General features: G+C 55.1%; 20 protein-coding genes and 2 pseudogenes. 7 read left to right on the plus strand and 15 right to left on the minus strand.

Annotated features, from left to right (window positions below; translation table 11 throughout):
- Nucleotides 1-5 precede the first annotated feature (5 nt).
- Entirely contained in the window at nucleotides 6-698 is a 693-nt protein-coding gene (locus AC27IT_RS11095) for a response regulator transcription factor (RefSeq protein ID WP_025846388.1), read from the minus strand.
- Between the two features lie 303 nt (nucleotides 699-1001).
- Between AC27IT_RS11095 and AC27IT_RS11100 the strand changes: the two genes are divergently transcribed.
- The 3 genes from AC27IT_RS11100 to AC27IT_RS11110 all read left to right on the plus strand — a co-directional run bounded on the left by AC27IT_RS11100 (nucleotide 1002) and on the right by AC27IT_RS11110 (nucleotide 2741).
- Nucleotides 1002-1652, plus strand: a complete 651-nt coding sequence (locus AC27IT_RS11100; protein ID WP_283857982.1) for a TetR/AcrR family transcriptional regulator — start codon at nucleotides 1002-1004, stop codon at nucleotides 1650-1652.
- Nucleotides 1653-1980: 328 nt separating this feature from the next.
- Complete coding sequence (locus AC27IT_RS11105) at nucleotides 1981-2115, plus strand: hypothetical protein (RefSeq protein WP_274388681.1); 135 nt, start codon at nucleotides 1981-1983, stop codon at nucleotides 2113-2115.
- A 104-nt stretch (nucleotides 2116-2219) separates the two neighbouring features.
- Nucleotides 2220-2741 carry a GrpB family protein gene (locus AC27IT_RS11110; protein ID WP_283857983.1) on the plus strand — a complete coding sequence of 174 codons (522 nt, stop codon included), beginning with the start codon at nucleotides 2220-2222 and terminating at the stop codon, nucleotides 2739-2741.
- A 38-nt stretch (nucleotides 2742-2779) separates the two neighbouring features.
- Here the strand turns inward: AC27IT_RS11110 and AC27IT_RS11115 are convergent.
- Nucleotides 2780-2956, minus strand: a pseudogene (locus AC27IT_RS11115) (acetamidase/formamidase family protein); the annotation flags it as partial.
- A 499-nt stretch (nucleotides 2957-3455) separates the two neighbouring features.
- Here AC27IT_RS11115 and AC27IT_RS11120 point away from each other — a divergent pair.
- Nucleotides 3456-4667, plus strand: coding sequence for a sigma-54 interaction domain-containing protein (locus tag AC27IT_RS11120; protein ID WP_283857984.1), 1212 nt, complete (start codon nucleotides 3456-3458; stop codon nucleotides 4665-4667).
- A 59-nt stretch (nucleotides 4668-4726) separates the two neighbouring features.
- On the opposite strand, the gene AC27IT_RS11125 is transcribed toward AC27IT_RS11120, so the two are convergent.
- The 5 genes from AC27IT_RS11125 to AC27IT_RS11145 form a co-directional block, all read right to left on the minus strand.
- The gene (locus AC27IT_RS11125) at nucleotides 4727-5641 is read right to left on the minus strand and encodes a phosphotransferase (RefSeq protein WP_283857985.1); all 915 of its coding nucleotides are present in this window, start codon (nucleotides 5639-5641) and stop codon (nucleotides 4727-4729) included.
- Between the two features lie 584 nt (nucleotides 5642-6225).
- The gene (locus AC27IT_RS11130; protein WP_487091789.1) at nucleotides 6226-8361 is read right to left on the minus strand and encodes an endonuclease MutS2; all 2136 of its coding nucleotides are present in this window, start codon (nucleotides 8359-8361) and stop codon (nucleotides 6226-6228) included.
- A gap of 441 nt (nucleotides 8362-8802) precedes the next feature.
- Entirely contained in the window at nucleotides 8803-9246 is a 444-nt protein-coding gene (locus AC27IT_RS11135; RefSeq protein WP_007784707.1) for an HD domain-containing protein, read from the minus strand.
- A gap of 15 nt (nucleotides 9247-9261) precedes the next feature.
- A complete protein-coding gene (locus AC27IT_RS11140; protein ID WP_005829135.1) occupies nucleotides 9262-9678 on the minus strand; it encodes a hypothetical protein in 417 nt (138 codons plus the stop codon).
- 17 nt (nucleotides 9679-9695) lie between these two features.
- Complete coding sequence (locus AC27IT_RS11145; RefSeq protein ID WP_197187559.1) at nucleotides 9696-10295, minus strand: putative glycolipid-binding domain-containing protein; 600 nt, start codon at nucleotides 10293-10295, stop codon at nucleotides 9696-9698.
- 131 nt (nucleotides 10296-10426) lie between these two features.
- Here AC27IT_RS11145 and AC27IT_RS11150 point away from each other — a divergent pair, with 131 nt between their 5' ends.
- Entirely contained in the window at nucleotides 10427-11911 is a 1485-nt protein-coding gene (locus AC27IT_RS11150; RefSeq protein ID WP_283857987.1) for a flavin monoamine oxidase family protein, read from the plus strand.
- On the opposite strand, the gene AC27IT_RS11155 is transcribed toward AC27IT_RS11150, so the two are convergent.
- The 6 genes from AC27IT_RS11155 to AC27IT_RS11180 all read right to left on the minus strand — a co-directional run bounded on the left by AC27IT_RS11155 (nucleotide 11900) and on the right by AC27IT_RS11180 (nucleotide 18061).
- Nucleotides 11900-13186 (minus strand): restriction endonuclease subunit S, encoded by a 1287-nt coding sequence (locus AC27IT_RS11155; protein WP_238504052.1) that lies wholly within the window; start codon nucleotides 13184-13186, stop codon nucleotides 11900-11902. The two genes, AC27IT_RS11150 and AC27IT_RS11155, sit on opposite strands and share 12 nt — an antisense overlap.
- Nucleotides 13179-14666 (minus strand): type I restriction-modification system subunit M, encoded by a 1488-nt coding sequence (locus tag AC27IT_RS11160; protein WP_025846404.1) that lies wholly within the window; start codon nucleotides 14664-14666, stop codon nucleotides 13179-13181. The genes AC27IT_RS11155 and AC27IT_RS11160 overlap by 8 nt, the downstream gene beginning before the upstream one ends.
- Nucleotides 14667-14913: 247 nt before the next feature.
- The gene (locus AC27IT_RS11165) at nucleotides 14914-16065 is read right to left on the minus strand and encodes an SEC-C domain-containing protein (protein WP_025846406.1); all 1152 of its coding nucleotides are present in this window, start codon (nucleotides 16063-16065) and stop codon (nucleotides 14914-14916) included.
- 51 nt (nucleotides 16066-16116) lie between these two features.
- Nucleotides 16117-16485: a hypothetical protein gene (locus AC27IT_RS11170; protein WP_487091790.1), complete on the minus strand. Its 369-nt coding sequence runs from the start codon at nucleotides 16483-16485 to the stop codon at nucleotides 16117-16119.
- Nucleotides 16486-16628: 143 nt separating this feature from the next.
- Complete coding sequence (locus AC27IT_RS11175; protein ID WP_487091791.1) at nucleotides 16629-17426, minus strand: HAD family hydrolase; 798 nt, start codon at nucleotides 17424-17426, stop codon at nucleotides 16629-16631.
- 131 nt (nucleotides 17427-17557) lie between these two features.
- A complete protein-coding gene (locus AC27IT_RS11180; RefSeq protein WP_005829150.1) occupies nucleotides 17558-18061 on the minus strand; it encodes an Lrp/AsnC family transcriptional regulator in 504 nt (167 codons plus the stop codon).
- Between the two features lie 210 nt (nucleotides 18062-18271).
- On the opposite strand from AC27IT_RS11180, the gene AC27IT_RS11185 reads away from it, so the two are divergent.
- Complete coding sequence (locus tag AC27IT_RS11185; RefSeq protein ID WP_026557430.1) at nucleotides 18272-19177, plus strand: DMT family transporter; 906 nt, start codon at nucleotides 18272-18274, stop codon at nucleotides 19175-19177.
- Between the two features lie 101 nt (nucleotides 19178-19278).
- Here the strand turns inward: AC27IT_RS11185 and AC27IT_RS11190 are convergent.
- Both AC27IT_RS11190 and AC27IT_RS11195 read right to left on the minus strand, forming a co-directional pair.
- Nucleotides 19279-19434 (minus strand): annotated as a pseudogene (locus tag AC27IT_RS11190) (nuclear transport factor 2 family protein); the annotation flags it as partial.
- Between the two features lie 62 nt (nucleotides 19435-19496).
- Nucleotides 19497-19961, minus strand: a complete 465-nt coding sequence (locus AC27IT_RS11195) for a DinB family protein (protein ID WP_487091792.1) — start codon at nucleotides 19959-19961, stop codon at nucleotides 19497-19499.
- A gap of 218 nt (nucleotides 19962-20179) precedes the next feature.
- On the opposite strand from AC27IT_RS11195, the gene AC27IT_RS11200 reads away from it, so the two are divergent.
- Entirely contained in the window at nucleotides 20180-21091 is a 912-nt protein-coding gene (locus tag AC27IT_RS11200; RefSeq protein ID WP_487091793.1) for a LysR family transcriptional regulator, read from the plus strand.
- Nucleotides 21092-21337: the final 246 nt, after the last annotated feature.

Here is a 21337-nt window from a genome sequence, read left to right on the forward strand (position 1 = left end):
GTTTTTTACTCCTTCAACGCGTAGCCGATTCCGCGCACCGTCTGGATCAGCGGCGGATGGGCAGGATCGTCCAGCTTTTTGCGCAAATACCGGATGTACACGTCGACGACGTTGGTGTCGCCGTAGTAGTCATAGCCCCATACCTCCGTCAAAATTTGCTCCCTGTCCAGCACCTGATTGACGTGCCTGGCCAGGTAGACGAGCAGGTCGAACTCCCGCGGCGTCAGCTCCACCACCGTTTCCCCGCGCATGACGATCCGCTTTTTTTCATCGATAAAAAGATCGCCGACCTTGAGCGGCGCCTCTTCTTCTTCCTTTTTCCTGACGCCCGCCGCCACACGCAGGCAGGCGCGGATTCTCGCCAACAACTCCTCGATGGCAAACGGCTTCGTAATGTAGTCGTTGGCTCCCAAGTCGAGGCCGCTCACTTTGTCGGGAAGCGAATCCCGGGCGGTGACCAGAATCACCGGAGTGACGCTGTCCGATGCGCGAATGCGCCTGAGCACCTCCATCCCGCTGAGCTGCGGAATCATCACGTCCAGCAAGACCAAATCCCACGGCTCGCTTTTGAACCACTCCAGTCCGGTTGCCCCGTCCTCGGCCGTCTTCACTTCATAGCCTTCGTACTCCAGCTCCAGCTTCAGGAGACGGGCGATTTTTTTCTCGTCTTCGATCAGTAATATTTTGGCATGGTTCATGTTGACGCCTTCCTCTCTGCCGATACCCAATGACACATCGTGCAAAATGTGGTCTGATACCGTAGATTAAACCATAAAAGTTTGCTCGGGTGCGCATTTTTTTCCAGCGGTCCGGGCGCTTTTTACGAAAAGGCGCGCTGCTTGAACCCCGATGCGGCCGCCTCTTTGTTTCCCCGATTCGGTCCGTTGAAACAGGCGGGCAACGGGTGAAGTTTTCTTTTTGACTGACTACCATTCAATTACGGTGACAGGTTTGACTGATAACTTGTCGGATGCTTTAATGAACAGGAGGTGATATGACCGATGCCAAGAATTTCGAAAGATCCTCTCGTCCGCCGCAATGAAATTCTCGACACTGCCGAAGCCTTGTTCAACCGGGTTGGCTATGAAAAAACATCCACGATCGACATTGCCAAAACGATGCAGGTCGCGCAGGGGACGCTGTACTATTACTTTGAATCCAAGGACGCTCTCGCCAGCGCCCTGATCGCGCGGCAACTGGAGCAAATCCGGGAGCACTATGCGCGGATTGCCCGCGCCTCACACCTTACCGCCTACGAAAAAATCGCCTGGGTGTTCGTCTACGAGCTGGACGCTCCGACCGGGCATGTGGAAAACTTCAAATATTTGCAGCATGACAACAACGCCGTACTCCGGCAAAAACTGTACATCCAAACCATTTGCAAGTTCACGCCGATCTTGACGGAAATCATCGTCCAGGGCAACCGTGAACAGCGGTTTCGCGTCGCCAATCCGGCGCTTGCTGCCGAGTTTTTTCTCAGCACCTTGCACCATTGGGCGGACTCGGCCCTGTTCAAATGGACGCCCGAAGAACGCCGCCTGCGTCTGCAGGCGATCCAGCCGATTTTTGAAAACTTGTTTGGGGTCGCGCCAGGCTCGTTTGCGCTGGAAGCACTTCGCGCCGCCGCGCGCGGCATTGCGCTGGACAACTGACAATCACGCGCGCGATTGCCGCCGAGCGCTGGCTACGTACGCGATGAGCGAGCGACCTGCTCAGGTAAAACGGCCCCAGCCTGCCCGAAAACCGTCCAAAATGCCGAAATGGCAGCTTTGCATCCCGGCCCAGGCAAGCCTTACAATATAACCAGAGCAGCGATCATTTGCCACGATCGCCAAGATCAGGAAAGAGAGTGTGAAACACGTGTAACCGTATCGTTTCTGCCATTTTTCTGTTGGAAAACACCGTGAAAATGAGAAGGAGAAACGATTTTCGTTGGAATCACCCATTTGGAAAGCTATCTTTTTTTGAACGTATCTGGTTGTGACCATGCAAGCCGTCGTCAGCTCGATGATTACGCTGGAAGTGACAAACCCGGCGCGCGTGCAAGTCGCTGGACCGCCGAGCCAAGTTTTCGGTTCGGCTCCTAGCGAATGGTCGCCGAACCGAAAATCATAACTAGAAAAGAACCAAAACGCGCCCGGACATTGCTCGCCTTGCCAAATGTCCGGGCCTTTTCACGCCAAAAAGCGATCCCTCTCACGTACAGGAAGGAGTCTGTCATGCGAAAAGTCGAAGTCCGCCCCTACGATCCGCGCTGGCAAGCCTTGTTTGCCGCGGAAGCCGAGCTGCTGCGCCAAGTATTCCAGGACAACCTCATACAGATTCATCACATCGGCAGTACAGCCGTGCCCGGGCTGAAAGCAAAGCCGATCATCGACCTGTTGCCAGTCGTGCGCGATATCGGGCGCGTCGATGAGACAAACGAACAGATGCGCTCGCTAGGCTACTTGCCAAAAGGCGAGTTCGGCTTGCCCGGCAGACGGTATTTTGCCAAAGGCGGCGACGAGCGCACCCATCACGTCCACGTTTACGAGCAAGACCATCCGGCGATTCGACGCCATCTGGCGTTTCGCGATTACTTGCGCGCCCATCCTGACTGTGCCCGGCTGTACGGGGAGCTGAAGGAGCAGTTGGCAGAGCGCTTCCCGTACGACGCTGCCAGCTATGTCGCAGGCAAGCATGAGCTGGCCTGCTCTCTGGAGCAAAAGGCGCTGGCCTGGAAAGCGCGTGGCGCCAACTAAGCGCCCACGAAAAAAACGCCGGGCGTCTATGGGATGACCGGATCGTCGTTGTTCTTGATTTGTCCATCCGTCCAATCCTTGCACTCTATGCGGAATACCGCCCCCGGATTGACCGATACCGTAGCGGGAATGTCAGGATGCCATCGGTTGTGGCCGGGTGTATCCTGTTCCTCCATCGGTTTGTTCAGGTCGACGCGAAATAATACTTCTGGCATGCTGCATCCTCCTTTTTTGCTGAAGAATGAGTGTCACTCCCTCTCCTTGGAAGCAACGCGCATGCCAACAGACGGAAAATTCGCAAAATTTACCCACCACGCTTCTTTTGCCTATATTTTCCTGTATAATAGGGAAGAGAAGCCTGTCGCAAAACGGGTCAGCTACTGGCTTTCTTTTCTCGTTGTCTCCCCTGTCCTGCTTGTATTGCCTCATTGGTTAACGGAAAAATTGTTTGCGTGTTTCACTTTCGAACACTTGTCCTGCGATCGGACAACGAAAACAAACCATTTACCAAGAAGGGATGCGAGTACCATTCTCGAAGCCGACGTGCCACTCTCGTTTATCGGGGCTTCATCCGTCATCGAGCGTTCGCAACATCGCGCTGCCTCTCAACCTCTCCCTGTCGCCAAGCCTCCTGCCGATTCTTTGAATCTATCGCAACCTGCCACGCCACCTTCGCGCCCTCTCTCGCAGACCGAGGCAGATTGGCGCAGGCTCTTGCTTTTTTGGGCAGAAAAAAGTCACGAGCACCTCATCGCCCTCGACGAGTCCCGGACAGTCGTGTTTGCCACCCGGCTTGCTGGCGAACGATTCGGCATCCGCGCCGGGATGACGCTGGACGAACATTGGCAAGATGCGCTGCGAAAAGACTGGACCTTTGAGGAACAGGCAACAGAAAGAGCTGCCCCTATGTGGATTTATCTTCTTCGCCGACGCCCTGCTTCCTCGCCCGCCCAGCAACAACCGACACTTTTCCCAGCCATCGCCACGAAAAGCCCGCTGTACCAAAAACAGTTGCAGACGGCGCGAATCGCCGCCCACTCGCTCTCCCATACGCTGCTCCTGGGCGAAACAGGCTCCGGCAAAGAAGTGCTGGCCAGAGCCATTCACGACGCCAGCCCGCGCAAAAACGGGCCGTTTGTCGCAGTCAATATCGCTTCGCTCCCCAAAGATTTGATTGCGAGCGAGCTGTTTGGCTACGCAGACGGCGCTTTTACCGGGGCCAAAAAAGGAGGGCAGCCCGGCAAATTTGAAGCCGCCAGCCACGGTACGCTGTTCCTCGATGAGATCGGGGAAATGACACTGGAGCTGCAAGTCTTGCTGCTGCGTGTGCTGGAGGAACGGAAAATTACGCGGCTTGGCTCGCACACCGAAAAAGAGCTGGACGTGCGGATCATCGCCGCCACAAACCGCTTTCTGGAGGACGATGTGCAAAACGGCCTGTTTCGCGCGGACCTTTACTACCGCTTGAATGTGCTGCAAATTCGCATCCCGCGGCTGCGCGAGCGAAAGGAAGACATCGCCTCTTTGGCAGAGCAGTTTCTCCACCAGTTGCACGAGCAATACGAGGGCGGCCCCACGCAACTGTGCGAAACAGCCATGACCGCCCTGCATCGCCATTCCTGGCCGGGAAATGTGCGCGAGTTGCGCAATGTGCTGGAGCGCGCCTTTTTGCATGCCTTCCCCGACACGCAAATTTCGGTTCAGCATCTCCCGCCTGATTGGACATGGCTCGGGCAGAACGAAGCGGACGCGCAGGCAGACCATTCGCCTCTGTTGCGCACGTTGGAGCGGGAAACGATCCAGCAAGCGATCCGCGAAGCCCCTTCCATCAGCGCCGCCGCGAAAAAGCTCGGCATCGCCCGCAGCACGCTGTACCGCAAGATGAGCGAGCTTGCCATTGGGCCGTGCAGCGAAAGCCATGTGTGACGCTTCGGCCTCGCCTCGCCTATGCTTGTAGACAGCTCGCCCGACGGCCCGCTACGAATTTAATTTGCCAAGGCGCGCCTGATGACCGCGCTCGCTTCCGCTGCTACGCGGTCGTCGCCCGTGTCTTTTGCCTGCATGTAAATCAGCATCGGGATGTAGACGGCAATCAGACGCGCCAACAGCTTCGTCTCTTCATCGACTTCGCCGTATGCGCGGAAAAAGCCATCCCTTGCCTGTGGCGGCAAAAAGCTGTAGGCAATGCTCAGATCGCAGCCGGGATGACCGATGTTCATGTCTCCCCAGTCGATAATGCCCGCGATTTTTCCATCGGGAGCCACCAGCATGTTTTTAAAGTGTAGGTCGCCGTGCATCAACACTTCCTTCGGCTGAATCTGCTCCACGCCAAGCCCCTGCAAATAATCCGCAATCAGCGCGCGATCGGCTTCCGCAAAAGGAATGTCCGTTTCAGCCAGAAACTGCTGCATTTTTTCTTTCCGTCCCCGAATATCCTGCAATCCGCGCTGGTCAGTGGGCGCACCGTTTTCTTTGGCCACCTGGACGGGGAATGCGTGCAAGTTTTTCAAAAAGCGGGCAAGCACGAGCGCAGACGCCGCGCGCTGCTCCTCTGGCAACCCAAGCGGAAAATTCCCGGCGATGTACGTATAGCCGAGAAACGGCAATGGATACGCTGCGCTGCCCTCCCCGTAAAAAAGCGGTTTTGCATACGGGAGCGTAAGAAACGGGCCAAGCTTGGGCAAAAGCCTGCCTTCCAGCTCGATCAGCTCCACAGCGATTTTTCTGCGCGGGAAGCGAAAAACGTATTCCCCGCCAACTACATAGACGGTATTGTCCCATCCGTCCCCGAGACGCCTTACCTGTTTCAAGGACAATGCGGGAAACTGGCTGTAGATCAAGGCTTGAGCCAGGTCCTCCGTCACTTGCCATTCCGCATCCCATGGATTTGTACGACTCATTGCTGTTCACCTTCTTTCTTTTTTCTGTTGGTAGTGGTTTGTGGCACAGGGCTCTCGAATATCGCAAACGGCCTCGGCGTACAGCTCGTATTGTTCCATTCGCTGCCGGGCGGATATGTGCGGGTCACTTTCTGCTTTTTGGCTGATTGCCTTTTTTCCGACCGCTTTTTACGGGTAACGTCAGCATGAGCAAAAACCGGGCGAAGTTCATGGCCCCCTTTGCCCTTGCCACTTGTGCGCTCGCCGCCTCGTTTCCCAATCGCCTGCCTGCATCTTACCACTTTATCGGAAAACGTGATGTAAGTTTTCACCATAAGTAAAAGAACGGACCTGTCTATATTCCTTTTTCCGCCTGTCCCTCTTCATTGAGCTGTATTCTCCCTTCCTTTTACTCACCGAATGAAAGCCGGGTGGAAGTGGAATCAAATCGGATGAAAAAGGCGGAAAAAGCAAAGGGAGCAAAACCAGCATGCTGGCTAGCCCACGCCATGCCCTCTCAAGCCGCTGCCAAACGCGCAGCTTGCTCCCCTTGCCATTTATTCAAATGCCTGTTCCGCTCGAAAAACGGCTGGCTGTGTGTGCCCTTATCCCTCCTGCTTCGTTTCGATGGATACCCCTTCTACGTGCTTGCGGCTCATCAGCTTTCGTTTCTTCCGGTTTTCTTTCGTTTCAAACACGATGTCCATGTCGTAGTCCGCCGGGTATAGCTCCTTGCTCTCGATGTGCAGGCTGAGCCGTTTCTGGTTGATTTTGAATTTCTGGTTTTGGATCATCACGCCGACGTTGCCTTTGGCGTCCGCGGTGGAAAAGACAATGCCCGTTCTGCCCAGATACGACACGAAAACGCAATCCCCAATGGCGAACGGCTTTTTCTTTGTCGCGGGTGGCTCTCCGTCGATCTCGGGGGTGGGCGGCAATGGCTGCTGGTCTTGGTTCGCTTGCTGCTCGGCTGCTTGCCCCTCAGCTTCTCGCATCGTGACTGCTTGCTTCTCGCTGACTTGCGCCGCTGCCAAAGCCTCCCCCTTATTCCCTAACTCTCCGGCCGCGTTCTCGGCCCGCCCCCTCTCTCCATCACCTCTCGCCAAACGTCCCTGTTCTTCCCCCGCTACCTCTACCTGCGCATCCCGCTCCGCTGCCACAGCCCCCTGCTCGCCCCTTCGCGCACCAGCAAAGCCGCTTTGCGTAATCTCCCGCGAGCGCTTAATCATCTCCGGCGGAATCCCCAGCTTCGTGGCGATCACGAACGCGTAGCTCTGGCCCGCTTCGCCGATGCGCAAGCGATAGAGCGGCTGCAGCGTCTCTTCGTCAAACTCCATGCGCGCGTTTTGGAAACCGTCTGTCGCGGCGGCAAAATTTTTGATTTCGTTAAAATGCGTCGTCGCGATCACCGTCGCGCCTCTTCGGTGCAGCTCCTCCAAAATCGCAATCGACAAGCCCACCCCTTCGCCCGGATCGGTGCCGGACGCCATTTCATCGATCAGCACGAGGGTCGAGCTGTCCGTGACCCGCAAGATTTCGATCACATGATGAATATGGGCGGAAAAAGTGCTCAGCGCGTGCTCGATGCTCTGCCCATCGCCGATATCTACCGCGATATTGCGGAAAACAGCGAAGCGACTGCCCTCTCTCACAGGCACCAGCAAGCCGGACTGCACCATCGCGGTCAACAGGCCGACCGTCTTGAGCGCCAACGTCTTCCCGCCCGTATTCGGACCGGTAATGACCAGCGACTTGTAGCTTTTTCCAATCTGAAAATCCAACGGAACCATCTGCCGGCCCAGCAGCGGATGCCGCGCTTCTTTCACGTCGATCAGTCCGTCCTCGTTCAGTTCCACGTTGACTGCGCCCAATGCCAGCGCGTACTTGGCCTTGGCAAACAAAAAATCGTACATGCCGACCGTCTCCACATTTACATGCAGCTCTTGCGAAAATTCCTCCGCGACAGCGGACAGTTGCATCAGCACCTTGGTCACCTCGCGCGCTTCCTCGGCCTTGAGCGCCGCCAGCTCGAACTGTACCGCGCCAAGCTCTGCCGGCTCCATGTAGACAGTTTGGCCGCTCGCGGATTCGTCCACGACACTGCCCGCCACTTGCCTGCGATGCTCTTTTTTGATCGGCAGGACGTATTTGCCGTTGCGCTTGCTTATGACGTTCTCCTGCATGATCGAGCGGTATTTGTTCGTGAGCGAATCGAGCTGCCGCTTCAGCCGCTCTTCAAACACGACGATGCGCTTGCGGACCTTGAGCAAATCTTTGCTGGCCGTATCCACGACCTGCCCGTGCCGGATGCACTGCTCGATCTCCGCCTTCAAGCGGCTCAGCGTGTACATCGTCAGCGCGTAGGAGCTGACACGCGGCGCTATTTGCGCTTTGCTCGCCATGTATTTCGAGAGCTGGGCGCAGCTTGCGAGAAACTGGTGCAGGTGCGAAAAATCGGCTTCCGTAAACACATACCCGGTCCCGAGCAGCGACATCATTTGCTCGATTCCTGCAAGCGAAGGAATCGGGACGCTCGCGCCATGCGCAAGCAATGCTTTTGCTTCCGCTGTTTCGTCGAGCTTTTTGCGCAGAACTTTGGCCGAGTCGAGCGGCTGCATGTGCGCGACGTGCTTTTTCCCCACGTACGACACCGCGTACTCCATGAGCGCAGCTTTGATCTTGTCGTATTCGAGGCGTTGCAATGCTTTTTCGTTCAAGGTGAATCGCTCCTTTTTTCGCATCTTTTTTTGCTCATCAACAAAAAAAGGACGAAGAATGAACAAACGTCATTCTCCGCCCTTTTTGTGGGTGACCCCAAACCAAGCGCGCGCAAACAGCCTCTCTTCCAAACGGCAATCCGCTCACGAAAAAGTGGCTGGGCTGCCGTCAAAAGGACGCAAAAAAACCGCGCTGAAAACAGCACGGATTTGGGCGCAATGATTGGGGGAAAAACCCCTGGAGCATTGGATGATATCCGCTGTTCTTAACAAATTCCAAGGCCGGAAAGTAACCATCACAAATAAACTTTGCCAAACGCGCAAAATTTTCGTGAACTTGCTTCTAGCCTTTTGTATGGAATTGCGTTAGTTAAGAACAACCGCCGACATCAACATCTCTCCCCTGATAAGGTTACTCCCACTATAGCTCACCAAAACAGCCGCCGTCAAGAAAAGCTGCCGCCGCTAGCCGTTCCCCTCGTATTGCCCTTGCGAAGTCAGCAGCAGGGCAGCTTTCTCGTAGCGCTTGCGTCTTTCGTAATCTTGTTCAGTCGGTTCCAAAATCCGCGACAAGTCCATGTTGTCCTCGATATCGCCCAGCTTCACCTGCCTGGCGATCGCATCCTGCTTCGCCCGGCGGATGAAGTCCTCGTAGGCTTCGCCTTCGCGCCGGGTCAGGGCAATCACTGCGGCAATGACCGGTTCGGAAAAGCCTGCCGCCTGCAAATCCGCCACCGTGACAGCGGTGTCTTCCAGCACGTCATGCAGCACAGCCGCGATTTTCGTCTCGTCCGTTGGCATGTTCAGCATCACGCGCAACGGATGGAGGATGTACGGATTCCCGCCTTTGTCTGTTTGCCCCGCGTGCGCCTGTGCCGCGAGTGCAATTGCCTTTTCCAATGTGCTCATCCCGTCTCCCTCGCTTCATTCGTTCTCGGCTTCCTTGGCATGCGGCGTGTCCCGCTTTTTCCTCTGCCTTCTGAGGGCGAGCAAGCACGCATAGTAAAGCAGCGAAGCCGTCATCCCCAGCCAGTAAAAAGAAGAAATCCCCTTGAACAACTCTCCTGTTACGAGCCAGAGCAACAAGGCGGTCGCCGCGATTCCGGCTACGGCGTAGAGCAAAGCCTCCAGCAGCACGACCACTCTGCTCCTTTTTCTACTGCGCAAAGGCCGCAGGAGCCAGTCGATCGCGACAGATTGCGGCAGCCCCAATACAAAGACGGTCGGGAATGTGAACATAGCCGTCGGCAGAACCATGAAGCGATCTTGGAAATAGAAGATCGCCGCGCCAAACGTAAACAAAAAGCTGGCCAAAAGCCCCGCCAGAAAACGCTCCGCCATGACAAAACGGCCCCTTTCTACTTGCCTGCTTCCACTTCGATACCGCTTGCGGCCAGCGGCCTCTCGCGAACAAAAAGCTCGGGATACAAAAGGACAAGACCGTTTGCATCCACTGTGATGTTTTGCACAAAAGCGCCCGCGCGATATTCGAACACCGCAGTATCGGCGTCAGACGCAAGCAGCGTGTACTGCTGCCGCACCCGCCGCCAGGTCAGCTCGTAGGCAGAAAAATAGGCGACGTCGATCTCCTGCGGCACGTTCGGAGTAAACGCCAGTCTTCTGATCGGCAGCGTGTTCGTGAACGGCGTACACGAAAGATCAATACCGACGCAGCCTGCCAGCTCGGCAATCGGCTGTCCCGCCTCGTCCGTCCACTGTCCGTTTCCGTCGGACAAAAGACAGAGCGCTTTTTGCCCTCCCCAATGCCGAATTGAAACTTTTCTCGTGGCCCAGCTACGATCGAGCACGATTTCATACTGGATTCTCGCGAGCTTGTCCGGTTCGCTCTCCCCGATCACGAAGCTGTCGACTGTCAACTGCTCCTCGCTTTCGCTGATGGCAAGATGCTCATACCCCGCTCCCGTGCTTGGTTTCCAGATTACGTATGTTGGCAGCATGACTCGGCCTCCGATCATTTGTTCCCCTACCATTCCAGTCTACCACGACTTGGATGAAAATGGAATCTGGCAAACACCATTGCGCCATGCGAGAATACCTTATTTTTACAAGTGCACAAAGGAGAAACGAAATGGAGATCACTTCATCCTCCCTGACTGAATCGCAAATGCTGACCATCATCCGCGACGGGCTGCCACCGACGAACCAGCCCAAAAAGATCATCATTGTCGGCGCTGGCATGGCTGGACTGGTCGCCGGGTCGCTGTTGAAGCGAGCCGGGCACCGCGTCACGATTGTGGAAGCGTCGGAACGCCTCGGCGGCAGAGTGCTCACGCTGCGCGCGCCTTTTACAGACGGCCACTACCTGGAAGCCGGCGCCATGCGCATCCCCAGCACCCACCAGCTCACGATGGCCTACATCGCCAAGTTCGGGCTGCCTCTCAACAAGTTCATCAACAGCACGCCGAACGATCTCCTTTACGTAAACGGAATCAAAAAACGGCGCTGGCTGTACGAGCAACAGCCAGACATGCTGCGCTTCCCCGTCGCGCTACACGAAAAAGGCAAGTCGGCTGACGCCCTTGCCCTCATGGCCATCGGGTCGCTCCTCGATTTCATCCGGCAAAATCCGGAGCAACACTGGCCGCTTGTCATCCAGGAATACGATAAATATTCGATGGAGCTATTTTTGCGCCACAATCCGCTCGGTGCGTCCCTGTCAGCGGCGGCGGTCGACAAAATCAAGGTCATGAGCGGCTTTGAAGGCTTTCCCGAGCTGTCTTTTCTGGAAATTTTGCGCGACTTCATCCTTTTCTCGCCCGCTACTCTCTTCTATGAAATAAGCAGAGGGTTTGACCAGCTTCCCCAGTCGTTCGCGCCGGAATTGCAGGAAAACGTTTTGTTCCATCACAAGATGACCAAGATCAGCCAGCGCGGGCCAAAAATCGCCATATCGGGAATCAACCTCGCCTCTTCCCGCTCGTTTCAACTGAAAGGAGATGTCGCGATCGTTACCGTTCCCTTTTCCGTCCTGCAATTTGTCGATGTCGAGCCGACGAGCCTGTTTTCGTTTGGAAAATGGAAGGCGATTCACCAGCTCCACTACGTCTCCGCGACCAAAATCGGCTTGCAGTTTTCGCGCAGATTTTGGGAAGAAGAAGGGCTGTACGGCGGACAGACGATCTGCGACCTGCCTTTGCGCTTTGCCTATTATCCGAGCCACGGGTTTCAGCAGCCTGGCGGGACCATCCTGGCGAGCTACACGTGGGAAGACGACGCGCTGCCGTGGATCAGCATGTCCCACGACGAGCAAATCAGGCAGGTGCTGCGCCAGTTGGCTATCCTCTTCGACGAGCAAGTGTACAGGACGTTTGTGACAGGCGTGGTCCACAATTGGGCGACACAGCCTTTTGCCGCAGGAGGTTTTGCCTTGTTCAAACCGCTGCAGGAGACGGAGCTGTCCGCGTTTTTGACCGCGCAGGAAGGCCCTGTGCTTTTGGCCGGGGAGCACACTTCTCCCCAGTACCACGGCTGGATTCAAGGCGCGATTGAGTCTGGTGTACGCGCGGCGGTTCAAGGACACAGCACGCCTCGGCCCCGTGCGTCAAACGCGTGATGGCACCGAAGCCGGGCGGCTCTCCCCCGCCGCTTCGTCCGGCTGCACGCGCACGCTGCCTGTCAACAGCATCTGCATCAGCGCTTTTTTGACCGCCCGCAACTGCTGCAGCCTCGCTTCCTCGATGCTGCGCTTGGAGAGGACGCTTTTGATCCCGGCCACGATTTTTTGCTGTTCCTCCAGAGGGGGGAGGGGGACGAGCATCGTCTCCACGCGCTTCAAGCCCAGCTTCGGCACTCCTGTCACGCCTTTTAGCACTGCAATCTGCCGCTGGCAAAATTCCGAGCCAAGGGCAAACATCAAATAGTCGAGATCAACCTGGTCGCTCGTCGGCGTAATTTTCGCCGCGTTTTCCGTCAACAGCGCACCGTCGAGCGCGTCCGGGACTCTGCCCGCCACGCCTAAATAAATGCCTGCGATCGACAAGTAAATATCGCGTCTGGAGATGGTGTAGCGCTTGATTTTGCTGTAAATCTCTTCGGTTGCGTACTTGAGCTGCTCCATCCGCACCGTATGCTCGCCAAAGTCGGATACCCGTATATACGGATAAGGAGTAACGGTGTCTGTCAGGCTGCTGCCTTTTGGCACTCGTTTTCCGCCCTTGACCTTGGCGATCTCCTTGAGCCTGACCAGCGACCAGCCTTCTGGAATCGTGCCCATTTTCGTCTGGACAAACGCCGTGTGGCCGATTCCTTGCGTAAAAAGTTGCTGCGTCAACCCTTTTTTTACAACCTGCACCTGGGCGATAATCGCGTCGGTCTTCTCGATGACGGCATCGACGGAGGCGAGAATGGCCGCTATTTTTTGCTGCTCCGGCAGGGGCGGGTAGCAGATCGGGATGGACTCCAGTTGTTTCGAGCTGATGTTGAGCTGGGCCACGCCCGCCGCCATGGTCAGCACCTGGTCGCGAAACCGTTTGGAGGTCACCACGAATTTCAAATACTCTCTGCACACGAGCGCGTCGTCCTTGACTTGCAATCTCCCGACGCGCTGGTTGAGCAGCGCGGGCAGATCGTCTGCGTGCACTTCGGCGAAATTTTCAATACTGCCAGACATCCCGAGCAACAGATCGCCTGGCTGGAGCACGAACGACTTGAACTTCTCAAGAGCGGTTTTATCGAGGCATTTCGCCTGCGACAAGTCCAGGCGGCCGTTTTTCATGTTGCTCATCCGCACGACAGGAACCCCTTTGTCCACAAACGCGGTCGAGGAAAACGGATAGCCGCCTTGCACGCGCACGGCCCATCCGAGCGGCCCTTTTTTCCATTCAGGCATCGTACCCCAACTCCTTCAGGAAACGGAGCATTTTCCCCTCTACCTCGCCACGCTCTGCCTCCAGCGCGCGCAGCTTGGCCAGAGCTGCCCCTACGTCGATCTGCGCTTCCTGCTCGGACAAGTCGATGTAGCGGGCCATGTTCAGGTTGTAGTCGTTGGCCTGGATTTCGCTGTGCTCGACTACCCGGCAGTATTGGTCGACCGCTTCCCACTTTTCATAGGCGGACACGATGTCCTGCACATCGGAGTCGCGCAGGAAATTTTGGTTTTTCCCTTCCTGATAGCCGCTTGCGCCATTCAGGAAAAACACTTTCCGCTTTTTCGCCGCCTCTTTGTTGCGGTTCAAAATCAGGATGCAAGCGGGAATCCCCGTGCCGTAAAAAAGGTTGGGCGGCAAGCCAATCACTGCTTCTATCAAGTCTTCTTCCAGCAGCCCCCTGCGGATGGCCGCCTCCGCCCCGCTGCGAAACAGCACCCCGTTTGGCACGACCACCCCGGCCTTGCCGTTTGGCGCAAGCGTCGCCACCATGTGCTGCACAAAAGCGAAATCGCCCTTGTCTTTTGGCGGCAGTCCGAAGCGAAACCGGGCGAGCGTGTCCGTCCTTGCTTCTTCCAGCCCCCAGTTGCTCAGGCTAAACGGCGGGTTGGCAATGACGCGGTCGTACAAAATGAGCTCGCCATCTTCGAGCAGCTTCGGCTCGCGGATCGTATCGCCTTTTTCGATCCGGTGGTCCCAAAGGCCGTGCAACAGCAAATTCATCTTGCAAATCGCCCACGTCTTCAAATTGCGCTCTTGTCCGTGCAGCGTAATGCGCTGCGGATTGCCGCCTGTTGCCTTGATGTAGTCCACCGCCTGAATTAGCATCCCCCCGGAGCCTGCCGTCGGGTCGCACACGCGCATGCCTTCCTCCGGCTTGATGAGCCTCACGATCAATTCCACCACTTTGCTCGGCGTGTAAAATTCTCCGCCCTTTTTCCCTGCATCAGCGGCAAACTGCTTGAGCAAATATTCGTAGGCTCGTCCCAAAATATCCGGCTCCGACAAGTTGCCATTGCCGAGGTCAATCGCGGAAAAATGCCGGATCAACTGCTGCAAAAGCTTGTCCGGCAGCCTTTCCGTATCGCTGAAGTCGATTGTCGCCAGAACGCCGCGCAGCACGGGATTTTCCGCTTCGAGCGCGGCAAACGCCTCGTTGATCGCGGCTCCAATCCCTTCTGTCAGCGCCTGCAGTCTGTGCCAGCGCGAGTTTTCCGGGACGACAAACAGGTGAGCGTCCCGAGTGTGTTTGTCGCCATCGCCGACGCCATCTCCGCGCTCCGGGGGATGCTGCTCGGCTTCGCTGAAAACATCGTGCAGCCGCTTGAGAAACAACAAGCCGAAAATGTAGTTTTTATAGTCAGCGGAGTCAATGCTCCCGCGCAAAATATTGGCCGATTCCCACAAATGGGATTCTAGCTGCGGCAGCGTGATCTTGAACATGATGACCTCCTTTTGTTCCGCCGTTCTGGCATTCGCTTTTGGCCTGTTCCTCCCGCGAAAAGCATGGTCAGTCCAGGTCAAAAGTTCATCGTCTGTACCGATTTTTTGTCTATTATAGCAGGCAAGGCGAGGGGCGCGGCACCACTGAGCCGAACAGAAAAACCACTATTCGCAAATAGTGGCTACTGACAATTTTTTTGGTGCAAAACGTCTCCGTGGCTGGCGGGTAGCAGCACTCTGGCCCGGCCTAGCCTTGAGCCCGCTGCTCGGCATACGCCGATTTTGCCTGCGAGATGTACGCGAGCAAGTTCGAGTCGAGCGCCAGCGCTCTTACTGCCGCAAATTCCTCATGCGTAATGAACTCCCCGTGTGCAGCCCGATTGCGCAGCCCGTGCAACGCTTTCAGCTTGTCCCCCAAAAGCTCGATGCCGTCGCTTACGATCGGAACGTGCTCGTTTTGCAAGTATTCACACAGCTCTCGCCACATCCGTTTTTTCGGAGCGGTCGCCCCTTCGTGAAAAGAGATGACATCCCGCAGCTCCTGCTCCAGCAAGCCGAAATAGTTCATCGCCAGTCCCGTGTACGAGATTTTGTCGGCTGACTTGCGCGGTGTCGACGATTCCTGGACGAGAGCCGTCGCCAACGTTTTCAACGACTCCTCGCGCAATCCGATGAGCGTGTGGGCGTAGGATTCATATTCGTTCTCAATCTCGTCGAGCGAGTGCCAGTCAAAGTAAATCATGACCTCACTCTCTTCCTGATCCAGCCCGAACGCCATGTCGTCACTGAACTGCAATTCCCAATCGACCAGTTGGTTGCCCGTATCGACAAACAGCTTGACGCTCCACAAATCGGCCTGTTCCTCGATGCCCCGTGCAACCGCCTGATAGCAGCACTCCATGATGACTTTCATCGCTCCGTAATCGGCCGTATCGTGTTCTCCCATAAACGCATACTCTGCCAAAATGCTCTGCGCTGCATTGCGGACCAGAATGCGCTCCGCTCTGGTCAAGGCAGGTACGGCCTTTACCTGGTTCCGCGCCGCTGGAGGCAGCCCTTTCATTTCCAGTATCTCTCTGACTGCCTCAAAATAATGGCGCTCGCCTACATCCACCAGCTTCAACAGATCGGTTGCCAGAAAGCGGATCATGTCATCGCGCTTGTGCTCCCGTCTCAAATACGTTCCCATCTGATCCATGACAGCCAACGCAAATTCGCGCATTCCTTGCAAAGCGTTGTGCGAGGTAGTTGCGGGCTGGAAGTATTCGTTTTGCACTTGTACTTCGGCAAGGGAAGGATTTTGGGACAGTGCCAACCATTTTGCTTCCTCTTTAGGCAAACAGCATTTTTTGTATTTTTTGCCCGAACCGCACGGACACGGCTCGTTTCTGCCGAACATAGACACTGACCATTCCCCCACGTCTGGTTTTCGTCAAATGTTGATCTGACTTTAGCTTATTTTCCCAATCTTCACCAGTGTGTAAACATCATATTTCGCGTGGGGGCAGTCACGCCGCAAGCAGCACATATCCCCCCGCCAAAAACCAGAGGACATTGACGATCTCATAATCCCGACTGTTTTTACAAGCAGCTTTACCCCTTTGGCGGCAATCGCCATTTTGACGACTCCCGGCAAAAAGATGACGCTGACAAGCGCGGGGACATGCGGCAAAAAGGGCAGGCAAAGCAAGAGCAAATGATTGCTTCGGTTTTGATAGACAAGCTTCTTCAATTTTTCCATATATTGTCCCAGGACAACGTGTTCCCGGGAAAACAACTGACTAAGCTGCCGTTCTCCATCTGTTTGATGACGCTTCACACGGGTCCCTCCTCCCGCCTCTCTCTTTCAGGCATCGCAGTGACGTGACCGTGCAGGCTGCGAATAACCTTCCACTTGGAAGTATAAGACGCTAGGAAAAAAGCCCGCCGAAACGTCCGGCGGGCTTGTCCTTTGTCTGTCTGCTAGTTTTCCCATGTATCAATCACGGTTTGAATCTCGCGCAAGCTCGTAATCTCATGCGCCGGAACAATCTCGCCCTCCAGCTTCGCGCCGTGCCGGTTGATCCACATGTTGCGCATGCCGACCGCGTTGGAGCCCTGGATGTCGGTCGTCAGCTTGTCCCCGATCATGACGCCTTCCTCCGCCGTGATGCCTAAAAGGCTCATGGCGTGCTCGAAAATCTCCGCCGCCGGCTTGCCTCGGCCGAAATCTCCCGAGATCACGATATGGTCGAAGTAAGCCGCAAGCTCCGGCACCCCTGCCAGCTTTTGTTTTTGCAGATCAGGCGAGCCGTTTGTGAGCAGCAGCAGTTTGTATTTGGCTTTGAGCTGATCGAGCACCTCGAACGTTTCTTCATAGACGAGCGGACGGCTTTTCCGCTCACCGACGAACATCTCTCCCAGCTTTTGCCCAAGCTCCGCGTCCTCAATGCCAAGAGAGCGCAAGCCGCGCGTCCACGCTTCCTTCCGGTACGTAGGAACGAACGCTTGCAACTGGCGAAACTCCTCCTGCTTTCCTTCCGCAAATTGCGCCCACAGTCCTTCAAACGGATTAATTCCGATCATTTTCGTAAAGGGGAATGCTTCGAAGGCTTCATACATCGCCCGAGCTTCCTTGCGGACCGCAGCTTCCAGTTGCTCCGCATCCACCTCGTAATGCTTGGCGGCTTCTCTACAGGTCGCCTGAAACGCCTCTTTGACACTGCGCTCATCCCACAATAACGTATCGTCCAAATCAAATAAAATCGCCTTGATCGCCATCAGTCTGATTCCCCTTTTTCTCCTCGTAATCTGTCTCTTGTTCTATGATTACGGAAATCTTCTGTTTTATCAACAGACTTCTGCGAAAAGAAAGCCGGATTCTCGGTCGGCATGATATCGGAAAAATCCCGTTAGCGACTGTCGGACGGCGCCTGCTCTGCCTCTGTGATCGGCAAAACCGTCGAATATTTCACTTCTCGCAGGGACAGGTTCGTTTGCAGCCGGGAAATGCCGAGCTGGTTCAGCCGGCGAATAAAGCTGTTCAGCCCCTTCCGATCCTTGATCGCGACTTTCAGCAAGTAATCGTATTCGCCCGTCAGGCAGTGGCCCTCCAGCACTTCCGGCATGGCGCGCAAGGCGTTTTCCAGCGTCTCCAACTGTTCTGCCTGGTGAATGTTCGTGCTGATAAAAATAAAGCACAACAAATCAAAGCCGAGCTTTTCCTGGTCGAGAATCGCCACCTGCCGATTGATATAGCCTTCCGCCTCCAGACGCTTTACCCGTGTGTGCGTCGCAGGCGGCGACAAATTCACGCGCCGCGCCAGCTCGGCATTGCTGATCGTCGCGTCCTTTTGCAGCAGATCCAGAATGTGCAGATCGACCCGATCCAGCACTTTACTGACAAAAGCTTCCATTTGATTTTCCCCTCTTTTGATTATTCGAACAGCGGCACGTTTTTTTCGCGAAAAACAGATGAAATTTTGTCGAAGTCCACTTTATGAAGCTTTTATTTCGAATTTTTTCTATTATACAGAATCTTATTTTGCAAGTCTAACGAAAATGTTATGTTCATTAACAAGATGATTATCCATTCTTCCGTTATCGCGAAAAAGGGGCTATCTGCTATGCCAAAAGCTTATGTCTTGCTGCTGCTCACCAGTCTTTTGTGGGGAGGAAACTTTGTCCTGGGCAAGTCGCTCGTGGGGCACGCGTCTCCGCTGACGTTGACCAGCCTGCGCTGGCTGATCGCGGTTCTGTGCCTGCTGCCGATGGTCTGGTGGAAGGAACGAAAGCTGTTGCCGGCCAAAGACTCGATCCTGCCTTTGGTGCTGATGGGCATTACGGGCGTCGTCCTCTTCAACTTGTTCCAGTTTCTCGCGCTGGAGACGACGACCGCGACGAATGTCGGGCTGATTTCGACGTTGAACATGCTGTCGATCTCGCTGTTTTCCTTTGTCTTTTTAAAAGAGCAGATCAACCTGTTCCAGATCGGCTGCATGGTGTTTTTGCTCGCGGGCGTGCTGCTTGTGTTGTCAAAAGGCAACACGGACTACCTGCTCACCTTGCAGTTCAACACGGGCGATTTGTGGATGCTCGCTGCCGTTGGCGTGTGGGGACTGTATTCCATTTGCAGCAAGTGGGCCATGACCAAGACGACTCCGATGATGTCCATCCTCTATTCGGCTGTTTTCGGGCTGGCGATCCTGGTGCCTTTTAACCTGGCTGACTTTACCGTATCCAACCTGAATGCGTCCTTCGTCGGCTCCCTATTGTACACCGGCGTGATTTCCACCGTCGTGTGCATGGTGCTGTGGAACATCGGGGTGCAAAAGCTGGGCGCCACTACATCAGGCATTTTCCTCAACTTCAATCCGATCTTCACGTCGCTTTTGGCCTTTCTATTCCTCGGGGAACAACTGACGTGGATGCAAGGAGTGGGCGGTATTATGGTGATTGCCGGATGTTTTTTGTTCTCCTCCGGGAAAACAAAAGGCAGCGCGACAAAGCCGTCCGCTGCCGGAGAGGCGTGAACGCGAGAAAGCCGTCCCTGACAGGAACAGTCCCCCGCTTGCCATGTGTGAGCAAGCGGGGGATCGTCCGGGTACAACCGAAAAACAGGCAGCCGGCTCCCCTCGAACCGCTCTCGGCCCTCCTGCTTCTGATTCCACCCATCCAACGGGAGCGGAACGAAGAAATGAAAGTCATCCGTCACCTTGTCAAGGAAATCACCTGTATATCCTGTTTCCAGCGCACATCTAAAGGCGTCAAACGCTTCACGGGTTTTCATCCTGACCAACCTCCTTTTATGGTGTGACCCTGCTTCGTTTTCTGCATCCGAGCGCGAGGTCTTCATTGGCTGAGCTTGCGCTGGCTGGAAATCGTCCCAAGATGGATTCCTTCGTGAACCAGGGCAAAGTTGAACAGCTCGCCTGCGGTATCGAATTGGAAAGGCCCCATGACATACGGCGCTTTCAATGGTGCATCCAGCATCTCAGGCGTCAGCTCGGATAGGCGGGAAAGCTGCAACGTTAGCAAGGAGAGCAATTCTTCCTTGCTCGGGGGCTCTGTCGTCCACGAAGACGGTTTTGTACCGGAGGCAAACAGCCCTTCATACTGATCCGGAATCAAGGACGGAGTATCAAAACAGAGCGTGGAGTACCGATCCATCCAATAGATCATGTGACCGACATTCCAGCGGATGGTGTTGTCGAAGCCCTTCGGCTGTACATCGAGCTGTTCCTCGGGAATGGCTTGAACCTGACCAATGACAATGTGCCGAAGTACTTTACTGGTGTGGATCATGGATTGACTCATAAGATCTTTGCCTCCTCTTTTTGGCTGTTGCTCTCTTCCATGCAAGTGTAACTCTCCCCGAAACGCGCAACAATCACACGATTCCGATGCTTTTGATCGGTCTCGCTAATCGCTCGCTGATCCCTTCGTGCAAATCATCCGTATCTTCGCTATACTGGAGAGAAGGAAAGTAATCATTTGCCACGCTGTACAAAAAATGGATAAAGGAGCCTGGCGGAATGGAACTTAGACAGCTCCAGTATTTTGCTGCCATATGCAAGGAGATGCACTTCTCCAAAGCGGCCGAAAATCTCTGTACGACTCAGTCGAACCTCAGCCAGCAAATGAAGTTTTTGGAAAATGAGCTAGGAATCCCGCTGTTTGACCGGCTGGGCAGACGCATTGCTTTAACGGAGGCAGGACAAATTCTTTTGGAGCAGAGCAAAATGATCTTCGAACGCGTCGACTATATTCAAAGGGCCATCGCGGATTTAAAGAAAGTAGATGGCGGCAAGCTGGACATCGGGATTCTTCCCGGCGACGGGGATCTTTTGTTCGATGCCCTCCTGATCGACTTTCATCGGTCGTATCCGAAGCTGTCGATAAAGGTCACGGAGTCGACAGATGTGTACGAACAGGTTCTGAACGGTATTCGGGATCTCGGCGTTACCACAACACCTGCCAATCCCGACGACCGTATCGGAGTTATACCGCTGTTCCACGAAGAGTTCGTCTTGGCCGTACGCCCGGACCACCCCGCTGCCAAAGCAAAGGCCATTCCTTTCGAACAACTACAGCATATGAAGCTGGTCATGTTCGGTCCGGAGCACCAAATTTCCAAGGTCATTACTGCCTGCTGCCAGCAAAAGGGAATCACTATCGACAGCCCGATCGTAACGTCCACCCTTTCGACCTTGTTATCCCTGGTCGAACAAGGCGTGGGGGCTTGCATTCTCCCTCGTTTGTTAGTGGATAATCTCCATCGAGATCAGATCACCTCCGTCACCTTGTTGAATCCTACGCCAAGCCAAGATATCTGCATCCTCTACCATGAAGACCGTTTTATGGGCAAAGCAGCCAAATTATTCATCGAGGGATTGCAATCTTATATTCAGCGCGTCATGGAACAAAGCAACCGATCATTCGGCTGAACGCGTCGACAGCACACAAGCCCGGCTTTTGTTAACCGGGCTTTTTGCATGATGACATCCATTCGACTTGGCGTGCCCCCATCGCGTAGCCAGGAAATGTTCTGCTAAAGCGAAAGAAGCCGCTGTCAGGCTTGGGTACTGTCGCTGTCACTCGTTTGTCATGTGGGCTGATGGGTTCATGGACACAAAATCTGAATACGACGCCCCTTGGGAGGGAGAGATTTTTATCCTATTGGAAAAAGATCA

It is taken from the genome of Brevibacillus sp. YAE8 (genome assembly GCF_057543335.1).